Origin of the sequence: Novosphingobium sp. Leaf2 (genome assembly GCF_001421325.1) — a bacterium.
Taxonomy (GTDB): Bacteria; Pseudomonadota; Alphaproteobacteria; order Sphingomonadales; family Sphingomonadaceae; genus Novosphingobium.
On sequence record NZ_LMJY01000010.1, the window covers coordinates 1 to 11,994 of the forward strand.

9 protein-coding genes and 1 pseudogene are annotated in these 11,994 nt (G+C 57.2%); all 10 read left to right on the forward strand.

The window, feature by feature from the left end:
- Window positions 1-229 precede the first annotated feature (229 nt).
- The 10 genes and pseudogenes from ASE49_RS06560 to ASE49_RS18140 all read left to right on the forward strand — a co-directional run bounded on the left by ASE49_RS06560 (window position 230) and on the right by ASE49_RS18140 (window position 11,758).
- Entirely contained in the window at window positions 230-517 is a 288-nt protein-coding gene (locus ASE49_RS06560; RefSeq protein ID WP_056769588.1) for a hypothetical protein, read from the forward strand.
- 65 nt (window positions 518-582) lie between these two features.
- Complete coding sequence (locus tag ASE49_RS06565) at window positions 583-906, forward strand: hypothetical protein (RefSeq protein WP_056769591.1); 324 nt, start codon at window positions 583-585, stop codon at window positions 904-906.
- Window positions 907-2,139: 1,233 nt separating this feature from the next.
- Window positions 2,140-2,589, forward strand: coding sequence for a hypothetical protein (locus ASE49_RS18135; RefSeq protein WP_156370166.1), 450 nt, complete (start codon window positions 2,140-2,142; stop codon window positions 2,587-2,589).
- 59 nt (window positions 2,590-2,648) lie between these two features.
- Window positions 2,649-2,759: pseudogene (locus tag ASE49_RS18920) on the forward strand (helix-turn-helix transcriptional regulator); the annotation flags it as partial.
- 12 nt (window positions 2,760-2,771) lie between these two features.
- On the forward strand, window positions 2,772-3,575 hold the full coding sequence (locus ASE49_RS06570) for a DNA N-6-adenine-methyltransferase (protein WP_162234233.1): 804 nt from the start codon (window positions 2,772-2,774) through the stop codon (window positions 3,573-3,575).
- A 118-nt stretch (window positions 3,576-3,693) separates the two neighbouring features.
- Window positions 3,694-6,141, forward strand: a complete 2,448-nt coding sequence (locus ASE49_RS06575) for a type I restriction-modification system subunit M (RefSeq protein WP_056769596.1) — start codon at window positions 3,694-3,696, stop codon at window positions 6,139-6,141.
- Window positions 6,141-7,301: a restriction endonuclease subunit S gene (locus tag ASE49_RS17675; RefSeq protein WP_082456339.1), complete on the forward strand. Its 1,161-nt coding sequence runs from the start codon at window positions 6,141-6,143 to the stop codon at window positions 7,299-7,301. Before ASE49_RS06575 ends, ASE49_RS17675 begins: the two co-directional genes overlap by 1 nt.
- On the forward strand, window positions 7,298-10,351 hold the full coding sequence (locus ASE49_RS06585) for a type I restriction endonuclease subunit R (RefSeq protein ID WP_056769598.1): 3,054 nt from the start codon (window positions 7,298-7,300) through the stop codon (window positions 10,349-10,351). Before ASE49_RS17675 ends, ASE49_RS06585 begins: the two co-directional genes overlap by 4 nt.
- The gene (locus ASE49_RS06590; RefSeq protein WP_056769600.1) at window positions 10,341-11,066 is read left to right on the forward strand and encodes a M48 family metallopeptidase; all 726 of its coding nucleotides are present in this window, start codon (window positions 10,341-10,343) and stop codon (window positions 11,064-11,066) included. The genes ASE49_RS06585 and ASE49_RS06590 overlap by 11 nt, the downstream gene beginning before the upstream one ends.
- 8 nt (window positions 11,067-11,074) lie before the next feature.
- Window positions 11,075-11,758, forward strand: a complete 684-nt coding sequence (locus tag ASE49_RS18140) for a hypothetical protein (RefSeq protein WP_156370168.1) — start codon at window positions 11,075-11,077, stop codon at window positions 11,756-11,758.
- The last annotated feature ends 236 nt before the right edge of the window (window positions 11,759-11,994 follow it).

An 11,994-nucleotide genomic window follows, 5' to 3' on the forward strand; every position in this document is an offset into this window, starting at 1 on the left:
CGGCACCTATGAGCCCACCACTGGCAAGACCGTCGATGACGCCTTCCGCATCATCGGCACCGGCAATCAACTCATGGGCCTCATCGAACGGGCGCGGTAAACTCAACTCGTCTCATAACAAGCCCTGTTCGTCTCAGATCACCTCAGCGGGTGTAAATATCTCGGGGCCTCAAATGAATAATGCTCACCGAGACACATCAAGTGTTTCGGCTTCCATCGGAGGCCCATCATGTCATTCGCATTCGACCAGAAAAAGAACACCCCGGCAGGCATGGCAACGACGCGCGCGCTTCAATCCAACGCCGCTGCTGTGCTTGCCGCAGCCCGAGCCGGAGAATCGCCAGTTCGCGTTATCGCTCCCGACATTGAGCACCATCTCGGCAGTCAGCAGGTCAATGCGTTGGTCGGACGCATGATCCGGGAATGGCTCGGGCCGAATTTCCGGCTGATGGGCCGGAAGAAGTGGCCGCGTGAGCGGGGCACTGAATCTGGGGCCATCTACCGCCAAGTCGCATGACCTGAATCTGGGGCGGGCATAGCTCGCCCCAGATTGCGCGGCTTTCTTCGACTGGCGGATAGTGCATGACCGACTTCCCGCGCGACCTGATCATGGGAGGGACGCCCTCATTGACCGGCTTCAAGGCTACCGACATCGGCATCGTTGCGGTGTGCGCCATCGAGCGGCACGCCGACGACATCATCCATGCCGTCGACGCTGGCGAGCCACCCCTTGCGGCTCTGATCCCGGACCTCGATCACCTAATCTGTGAGGGGCTATATTGGCGCATGGTCGAGCGGATGATCGCGGAGCGGCTTGGCTCCGACTATGAGAAGGCGGGCAGCAGGTCGGTGCCCATCGCCTGTCACCGGCGAGCGCGTTGCTACAAGCGCGCCGCCGATTCCTGACCGTCCGCACCCTGTTCCATTCTCAACTGCCTCTTGAACGAGAAAACCAAAATCTCAGATCGACGGAAGTTAGGGCTTTCGGAAGGTCGGGATCGCGATAGCATTTGGAATGCGCCCATGCTTTCATGGTGCGCCTTCACCACGGCGGCGGGGCGCTTTCGTCAGGCGATTTGCTGACGAGCCCATAACCATGCGCCTTGGCCCATGCTGCAACTTCCTCGGGAGACCAGCGGCGCACAGGTCCATGACGGGGTGCATGTGGCGATTTGCCCCCTTGCTTGATCCGCTTAGCAAGTTGTCGAGCCTTGAGTTTGTTGTCCCGCTTTTCGCCCGCAGTGTGAAGAGGACGAGGGCGCTTACGGTTCTTATAAGCCGTCCAGTCGAGACGCTTACCCACGACGCCACACCTGATAAATCTGTAATAACATTGATGGAATCCTTAAGTCTATTAGCTCCATCTTTTATATTACAGCCACGACTTAGCCTGCATTATGTTTTTTACGAGAGTTATATTGCAGGTTTGTCCTTGAACATGTTAAATATAAAGAAATAGGGAACTACCTCCTTTGAGTGGACGGGCGAGAACCAAGCCTGAAATAATCCAAGGTAGCCAAACTTCTCCGGCGCAGTATGCCGAGCTACTTAAACCTACCCCGGATGACGGACGGGATGGTGCCCTCGGAAGGGGCGGGCAGACAGAAGCTGCCCAAGAACGGATCGAGGCGAGCCTATCAGTATGGCTTTGACCCTCGGACGGTGCGCTCAGGCACGCTAAACGACTTGAACCGGGGACGCTGAGAACTTGCGCAGCCCCGGACCCCTCTCCGCAATGGTTGATGTTGATGCGGTGGGGGCACCGTTCTTAATCACGAAGAACCGGGGTGCGGCCACGAAGTGCGCCGAACGACGCTGCCGGGGAGTGATTGGGATACCACGGCCTATGTTCGATCAGGAAGAACCAAGGGACAGCTTAACAGCAGGCCGCGACATCAAGCTACTTCACCAGTGAATGAGATTATCTCCCCCCGCCATAAGCGCCACACAGGCGCGGGTGGATGGGGGGGGATCAAGCTATGCTTTCCAATGAATGAGTGGAAAATATTTCTGATTCCAATGACTTCATATCCATCAATATCGCTAGGCCAATGAGCGAAGCACAGCGGAGCGAATGCAAGCCGCAGCAGGCGAACGCCTGTTCGCCTCCCTAAATACAGAGCAACAGGGAGATGGAGCATGGCGTGGCGGCACTATGAAATTAGACATTCTGGTCAGGTTGAACTTATTGGTCAGACGGGAAAGCAGATCACGGCAACTTTCGAGCGGGGACTCGTCGCAACAGGTAGAACACGGGTCTTTGCGGGCTATTTCGTTCGCCTGACACTATCGAGCGGGACCGAATTTCTCGGAGAGGATGAGCACTCACTCCGATCTGCGCTGCTGCGTCTTTCGTCCAACATTTCCGCAGTTAAATTGGCATTGTGCTGCTCTGGAGTTGATCCTCGCTGGCGTGAGAGCGGGCTTTCGGAAAACAGCGGCTGGGGCTACTTCGTTTTCTACCCAGAGGCGGTGGATATGATGGACCCCGTTCCCACGACACTCGAAGTAGATAACGCCGGAGTCGACGAGGAAATCCGAAAAGCCGTCGCGGACATTCGGATCGGACTGATATCTCGCGCACGATAGACGCTCGACAATCCAACTTATGGAAAGCTATCGCGACAAAAATGTCAGGATAGTTTTCTATGGATATTGGACCAGCCATTCGGCGGACGCGAAAATCTGTTGGCCTCACACAGGGTGAGGTCGCTGCCCTTGCTGGGGTGAGCCGACAGGCAGTCGTTCTGCTCGAACAGGGCGGCGGACGGATGAGCACGCTCGCCAAGGTCGGTCCCCATATTGGATTCAGGATTATCGGGCTCGCCAATGGCGACAACCCAGCCGCGCAAGTTCAAGCTGCGCGCCGTCAGCGCAAAATGACCCAACAGGGCGTGGCCTCCCGCGCTGGGATATCGGTGCCAACCATGCGAGCCGTCGAGCGCGGCACGGCGTCGATAGCGGCTCTGACTTCGGTGCTGACGGTTCTCGCGCCGAAAGCGCGGGAAGCCATGCTGGTGCGCGCGCATTGGCAAGAGCGGCGCGATGTGCGGTTCACACCCCCAGAGGTGGTGGAGTGGGTGACGACCTCGTTTGGCCTGATCTCCATCGATCCAGCGGGTGATCACCGCAGCTTCGTTCCTGCCGAGCGCGTATTGACCGAGGCGGACGATGGGCTTGCGACACTGTGGGCTGGGCGACTGGCATTCGTGAACCCGCCATTCTCTGATCTTACACGCTGGATCGGCCGCTGCTGCGACGCATGGGATCGTCGGGAAGTCGAGATGATCGTCGGCCTGTTCCCTGCTCGAACGGAGACTACCACCTTCCGCGAGCGCGTGTTCGGCGTAGCCGATGTCCTGCTGATGCCACGCCGCCTGTCATTCTACGACGAGCACCGAATCAAAATGCTCCCGGCCCCATTCGCTCTGATGATCTGCATCTGGGGCGCTCAGCGGGACCGCGTGCTCGACTTCGCTGCCCGGACAGGCGCGCTCGTGCTCTGGGCGTCAGACGCAGCGAAAGCCCCATCTGCGGGGCACGACAGCGAGACGGGATTGCTTCCTAAAGCTTGACATCCAGCCGACAATTTGCGCGCACCCGCTCTCCGTCGTTGTCCTCTGGAGCCGCCCCACCTAAGCATCTGAATGGCATCCGGTGGATGCCGCGTGCGCGTGAAGGGCGGGATTACGAGTGGCAGTTAAAAAGTCTCAGATTTACAGTTCGTTGTGGAAGAGTTGCGACGCTTTGCGTGGCGGCATGGATGCCTCGCAATATAAGGATTACATCCTCACCCTCCTATTCCTGAAATATGTGTCCGATCGTTCTCTGAGCGACCCGGATGCCCAGATCGAGGTGCCCGAAGGGTGCCACTTCGCCGACATGGTGAAGCTCAAAGGCACCAAGGATATCGGCGAGGGGATCGACAAGATCATCGCCAAGGTGGCCGAAACGAACGGTCTTGGCGGCGTGATTGACATCGCCAAGTTCAACGACCCGGCCAAGCTCGGCGATGGCAAGGACATGGTGGACCGCCTGTCCAAGCTGATGGACATTTTTAGCCGCCCGGAACTGGATTTCCGCAAAAATCGCGCTGAGGGCGACGACATCCTCGGTGACGCCTACGAGTATCTGATGCGCCACTTCGCCGCGGACAGCGGCAAATCGAAGGGGCAGTTTTACACCCCGGCCGAAGTTTCCCGGATCATGGCGAAGGTGGTGGGCATCAACAGAGCCACCACTCGTCAGCACACCATATATGATCCGACCTGCGGGTCGGGCTCCCTGCTGCTCAAGGCCAACGACGCCGCACCGGACGGGCTATCGATCTACGGGCAGGAAAAGGATGTCGCCACCTACGCGCTCGCGCGGATGAACATGGTGATCCACAATTGCGCCGACGCGGAGCTTTGGCGCGAGAACACCCTGACGAAGCCATATCACAAGGGCGCGGACGGTAAGCTCAAGCAGTTCGATTTCATCGTCGCGAACCCGCCATTTTCGGACAAGGCTTGGTCCACCGGGCTGGATGACAACGACAAGTTCGGACGCTTCGCATACGGCACTCCTCCCGCGAAAAATGGGGACTATGCCTATCTGTTGCATGTGCTGGCGTCGATGAAATCAACCGGGAAAGCCGCCGTCGTTATGCCGCATGGTGTGCTGTTTCGCGGCAATGCCGAGGCGGACATTCGGCGGGAACTGCTCAAGCGGGGCTACATCAAGGGCATCATCGGCCTGCCCGCTAACTTGTTTTATGGCACGGGCATACCTGCCTGCCTGATCGTGCTCGACAAGACCCATGCTGGCTCGCGCACCGGCATTTTCATGATCGATGCGTCAAAGGGCTACACCAAGGACGGGCCGAAGAACCGACTGCGGTCGCAGGATGTTCACAAGATCATCGATGTATTTGAACGCCAAACCGAGATTGCTGGCTATTCGCGAATTGTGCTTCTCGCTGAGATCAACACGAACGATGGCAACCTCAACATCCCGAGGTATATCGACGGTTCCGAGGCAGAAGACCTACAGGACATTGATGCTCATCTGAGGGGTGGCATCCCGACACGCGATGTAGATGCTTTGCAAGAATATTGGGATGTCATGCCCGGACTGCGTGCCGATCTTTTTGGGCCCGGGAGTCGTTCCGGTTATCTTGCTTCAAAGGTTGAACCTGCCCAAGTGCGAACGACTATTCACGCGCACCCTGAGTTCGATGCTTTCGCTACCACTGCGCGCGAGATATTCGCTGCGTGGCGCGAGGCCAATATCGACGCGATGCGCGACTTTGATCGAGGGCACCATCCTTCTCACCTAATTGTTACGATTTCCGAAGACCTGTTAGCCCGCTTCCGCGCCGCGCCGCTGATAGACGGCTATGACGCTTACCAGCATATCATGACTTATTGGTCGGAGATCATGCAGGACGATGCCTATCAAATCACGACCGATGGCTGGCCCGTGGCGAAAGTGCTGCGCGAACTGTTGAAGGATGCCGATGGCAAGTTTAGCGAGGAGCCCGACCTTGTGCTGGGTAGCGGACGCAGCGCCAAAAAGCTCAAGGCCGAGATAATTCCACCGGCCCTGATTGTGGCGCGCTATTTTGCCAAGGAACAAGCCGAGATTGAGGCGCTGGAGACGAAGGCCGAAGAAATAGATCGACAGATCGAAGAACTCGAAGAGGAATATGGCGGTGAGGATGGCCTGTTTGCGGACGCCAAAACAGACACCGAAAAGCTAACGGCAGCTAGCGTGAAGGCTCGCCTAAGGACCATCAAAGGCGATCGGGATGCTGATGAGGAGCGAAAACAATTGCAGGCATGGTCGGTGCTTTCGGCTGTCAAGGCCGGTGTAGCCAGTGAAGTAAATCAGGCGAGGACAACGCTGAACGCCAAGGTTGCTTCGAAATATGCAAAGCTAAGTGACGGAGAGGCCATAGCTCTCGCTGTCGAGGACAAGTGGTTAGCTGCGATCTGTTCTGCACTTGAGGCTGAGATTGATCATGTCTCGCAAGCGCTGACGGGTAGAATTAAAACGCTGAATGAACGGTATGCCGTTCCACTACCGGTTCTTTCTAAGACTGCTGAGCAATTGGAGAAGAAAGTCGCGAGCCATCTCTCTAAGATGGGCTTTAGATAATGGTAGCATCTCAGCAAGTGATTACGCCGGTATTACCCCAAGGGTGGACTTGCCAGACCGTTGGAAGTGTCATCGAGCGACGCCCTTCATACGGGATAAACGCTGCTGCTGTTCCTTTGCGAGGAGACCTGCCAGTCTATTTGCGAATCACAGATATAACTAATCAAGGTCGATTAGATCAATCAAAGCCGGTCGGCGTCAACCATCCGAATGCCGCCCGTTATCTGCTCGCTCCAAATGACATAGTATTTGCTCGAACGGGAGCGAGCACAGGAAAGTCGTATTTCTACGACGGGAGCGATGGCCCGCTGGTTTTTGCAGGATTTCTGCTAAGGGTCACGCCTGATACGAAGCGGGTTGACCCGTCCTTTCTTTCACTTGCGGTCAAAACAAAGCGGTTCGAAAATTGGCTGCGGGAAGTATCACAACGCAGCGGCCAACCGGGTATGAACGGGACGCAACTCGCGTCATTTTCGTTTTTTTCACCGCCGTTGTCAGAGCAAAGGGCGATTGCCGCGGCCCTTGGCGACATTGATGGCCTAATCGCTGCGTTAGACACGCTGATCGCTAAGAAGCGCGATATCAAGCAAGCTGCGATGCAGCAGCTTCTTACGGGGAAAACACGCCTTCCGGGATTTGCGAGGAATTGGAAAACATGTCTGCTCGGAGATGTATTGCGGGTTAGGCACGGAAGGGATCAAAAGGCAATTCAACGAGCGGACGGTCGCTTTCCAATCCTCGCTACCGGTGGCGAGATTGGGCGGACCGACACACCCCTCTATTCGAAGCCCTCTGTCTTGATCGGTCGCAAAGGGACGATCGACAGGCCGCAGTATATGGATCAGCCATTCTGGACGGTAGACACCTTATTCTACACAGAAATCAAGGGAAAAAACTCACCATACTTCTTATTCTGCGTATTTCAAATGATCGACTGGCGGAGCTTCAACGAAGCATCCGGCGTGCCAAGTTTAAGTTCAAAGACCATAGAGCGGATAGCCGTGGTTATGCCCAGACCTGAAGAGCAAGCTGCGATTGCTGAATCATTAGCAAATCTCGACCATGAAGTTGAACTGTTACAGCAACGGCTCTCTAAATTCCGAGCTATCAAGGACGGCATGATGCAGCAACTTTTGACCGGCCGGGTCAAACTCGCATGAGCATCGTCGGCCAGATCGAGCGCGCGACCCAAAAACGGGTGGTGACGCTGTTCAGCCAGACCCTCGGATATGACTATCTGGGCGACTGGCACGAACGACTCAACAGCCGCAACATCGAAGAACGCTATCTTCGCGCGTGGCTCTCTGGCCGATATGATGAGGCGCTGATCACCCGCGCCATTACCGAGTTGCAGCGGGTCGCGGCCGACAGTTCCCGCATCCCATACGATGTCAACCGCTCCGTTTATGAACTGCTGCGCTACGGGATGAAAATCTCTGCCGGTGCGGGTGAGAAATACCACACGGTCCGCCTGATCGACTGGGCCAACCCCGAGGCCAACCACTTCGCCGTCGCCGAGGAAGTGACCGTCAGCGGATCGGACACCAAAAGCAGCACCAAGCGCCCGGACATCGTTCTGTATGTGAACGGCATCGCGCTGGCCGTGCTGGAACTCAAGCGATCGACCGTCTCGGTGTCTGAGGGCATCCGCCAGAATCTCGATAACCAGAAGGCGATGTTCATCCGCCCGTTCTTCTCGACCATGCAACTGGTGATGGCGGGCAACGACACCGAGGGGCTACGCTACGGCACCGTGGAGACGCGCGAGAAATACTATCTGCAGTGGAAAGAGGCGATGGAAGCCTCGGACTCACCTGCCAGCGCGCTGGACCGTGATCTCATCCAAGTATGCCGCAAGGACCGACTACTCGAACTGATCCACGATTTCATTGTGTTCGACGCGGGCACGAAAAAGACCTGTCGCCACAACCAGTATTTTGGTGTCCGCGCCGCGCAGGAAAATATCCGCTCCCGACAGGGCGGCATCATCTGGCATACGCAGGGTTCCGGCAAAAGCCTCACCATGGTGTGGCTGGCGAAGTGGATACGCGAGAATGTGACCGGCTCGCGTGTGCTCATCATCACCGATCGCACCGAACTCGACGAGCAGATCGAGAAGGTTTTCAAGGGCGTGGATGAGGACATCCATCGGACCAAGAGCGGCGCAGACCTGATCGCACGCCTCAACGATACCGGCCCATGGCTGCTGGGATCACTGGTCCACAAGTTCGGCGGCAAGGAGGAGGGCGATGTCGGCAGCTTCCTCGACGAAGTGCGCCGGTCTCTCCCTCCCGGCTTTTCGCCGAAGGGTGACATTTATGTGTTCGTGGATGAGTGCCATCGCACCCAGTCGGGCGATCTGCACAACGCGATGAACTCGATCCTGCCGAACGCCATGTTCATCGGATTCACCGGGACGCCGCTGCTGAAGGACGACAAGGCGACCAGCCTTGAGGTGTTCGGCCCATACATCCACACTTATCGCTTCGACGAAGCGGTGGAGGACGGGGTGGTGCTCGATCTGCGCTATGAAGCCCGCGACATCGATCAGGACATTACCTCCCCACACAAGATCGATCAGTGGTTCGAGGCTAAGACCAAAGGGCTGAGCGACCTCGCCAAGGCTCAGCTAAAACAGCGGTGGGGCACCATGAAGGCGGTGCTTTCCAGCCAGTCCCGGCTCGAAAAGATCGTGGCCGACATCCTGATGGATATGGAATTGAAGGACCGCCTTGCCAGCGGTCGCGGCAACGCCATGCTGGTTTCCGGCAGCATCTATGAGGCGTGCAAGTTTTACGAGTTGTTCGAGAAATCGCCGCTGAAGGACAGGTGCGCGATCATCACTTCCTACAAGCCCACCCCTAACGATGTGAAGGGCGAGGGTGACGGCGAGGGGCTGACCGAACGGCTGCGCAAATACGAAATCTACAACCGCATGCTGGGCGGGAAAGAGCCCGAGATTTTTGAGAAGGAAGTGAAGAAGCGTTTCATTGAATCCCCGGGACAGATGAAACTCCTGATCGTGGTCGATAAGCTGCTGACCGGGTTTGATGCTCCCTCGGCCACCTACCTCTACATCGACAAGAAGATGCAGGATCACGGCCTTTTCCAAGCCATCTGCCGGGTGAACCGGCTTGATGGCGATGACAAGGAATACGGCCAGATCATCGACTACAAAGACTTGTTCCGCAGCCTTGAGGGCGCTATCACCGATTACACCTCCGGTGCGTTCGAAGGCTATGACAAGGCCGATGTCGAGGGCCTGCTGGAAAACCGCCTTCAGAAGGCGCAGCAGCGCTTAAACGAGGTGCTGGAGGCTCTGCGGGCGTTATGCGAGCCTGTCGCCCCGCCGAAGGGCACGCCCGACTACCTACACTACTTCTGTGCCGCTGACACCGGCGACAGAGATGCTTTGAAGGAGAACGAGCCCAAGCGTCTCACCCTCTACAAATTGACGGCTTCGCTGATCCGCGCATACGCTGACATCGCAAACGAACTCGGTGAGGCTGGATATGATGCGGCGGGCGCGGCAGCACTGAAGGCGGAGGTAGAGCATTTCGAGAAGGTTCGCAGCGAGGTGAAGCTCGCCAGTGGCGACTATATCGATCTCAAGATGTTCGAGCCCGCGATGCGACACCTGATCGACACCTACATTCGTGCCGAGGACAGCAAAGTCATATCCGCGTTCGATGACCTGTCGCTCGTGGAACTGATCGTTGAGCGTGGCGCGGACGCGGTGGATGCCCTGCCGGAGGGCATCAAGGGTAACCCGGAAAATATCGCCGAGACCATTGAGAACAATGTGCGGAAGCTCATTATCGACGAGACGCCGGTTAATCCAAAATACTATGAGCAAATGTCCGAACTGCTCGATGCGCTGGTGGAGCAGCGGAAGGCTGATGCGCTGAGCTACGCGGAGTATCTGGATAAGATCGTCGAATTAGCCAAGCGCGTGCATAGCCCGGAAGTCGGTGGCAGCTATCCTTCAGGTATCAACACCCCCGCGAAGCGCGCGCTTTTCGATAATTTGAGCGGCGACGAAACGCTCGCCACCGCGATCGATGACGATGTGCGCCGGTCTAAAAAAGCTGATTGGCGCGGCAACATCTTCAAGGAAAGGGAGGTGCGGCGGGCGGTCGGTCGCCACATAAGCGATCCGGCACTCGTCGATACGATCTTCAATCTGGTCCATAAACAGCATGAATACTGACGCCCATAGCATCTCGGTGGGCGAGATTGATGTCGAGGTCGTCCGCAAGCAGATCAAGAACCTGCATCTCGGGGTCTACCCCCCTCACGGCAGGGTCCGTGTAGCCGCGCCGCTGACCGTCAACGATGACGCGGTGAGACTGGCGGTCATCACGCGGCTCGGCTGGATCAAGCGACAGCAGGCAAAGTTCGCCGCTCAGGCGCGGCAAAGCGCTCGGAGTTATGTCTCGGGAGAGACTCACTTCCATCTGGGCGTGGCATATCGGCTACGCGTGCTGCGCCGGTATGGTGCCCCGAGAATTTGCATCGCTGGGGACCGCCTCGAACTCATAGTGCCTCCCGGCAGCGACCGAGACTATCGTGAGCGGGTTGTGCAACGCTGGCAGCGATCAGAGTTGCGCGAACGGGCTCATGCGTTGGTAACATCGTGGGCGGAGGCCATGGCGCTCTCGCCACCAGCGTTCGGCATCAAACGCATGCGGACGAAATGGGGCTCCTGCAACACGGCAGCGAAGCGCATCTGGCTCAATCTCGAATTGGTGAAGAAGCCGCCCGCATGCATCGATTATCTCGTATGCCACGAGGTCGCGCATCTGATTGAGCCATCTCATGGCGAGCGATTTATAGCTTTGATGGATCGGCATATGCCGCGATGGCGCGTTGTCAGGGCTGAACTGAACCGGGAGCCGCTGGGTCACGAGGAATGGGATCATTGAGGTGAATCATGGGTATTCCCGCAAATTACAGCCGTGAATTGCCTGAGCGCTGCCTCCACCTCATCGAAACGCTTCTCCCGAGCGTGGACTCAATCTCATTCCCGGGTCAGGAGAGCATTGGACCGCTGACCACGACATTCTTACTCGCGCTCGCGACCCCCATGATCGTGCTTCCTATCGAGCGTGTTGAACGCCACCGAGGAAAGCATTTCGAAGGGTATGTCGATGAGAGGCCGCTCGATCCGCAACTAACAGCACTGATTGATGGAGAACTAGGTGGCAGGGCACTGCGCCACTCATCATTTTTCGCGCCGTCAGAATGGCGCTTCACTCGATTGCCGCACCAACCCGGCCAGAATCTGGCGCGATATTTCCCGCACGAATTATCTGCCGAACTGGCTAAGCCGGAGGCAGAAACGCGAGCATCGACCATGGCTGCTTCGGAGTGGGCAAGTTGTCTGAGGAACGCTCTGGCACATGGCGGGATCGCTTATTTGGATGCAGGAGGATTTCAGAAATACGGAATGAAGGCCGAGAAACTGGCCTTCATAAGCGGCAAGTTTGGAGAAGATGTCCAAACCCCTGAGTTCCTGAAGGTGCTTTGCATCAGCGAGAATGACTTTCTCGCTTTCATCCGACGATGGGTCTCATGGCTCGCAGCGACGGGGCTTTCGCTCGACCTAGCAGCCTAGATAAACCCCACCAATTACAACCGGCTCATGCTGTCGTGGGATCACTTCGAGCGGGTCGACGACACCTGACAGTCACCGCGCCCGTTCGATGAGGCCCATGAGTTGATTGCCGGTGCCGATGATGCGGAAGGCGTCATCGACGGTCTTGCCAGTGGTGGGCTCATAGGTGCCGAGGATGCGCCCCGCAAAGTTGAACGCGCGCTGACATCAGGCGCCACTTTGCATAGACGTTGGTG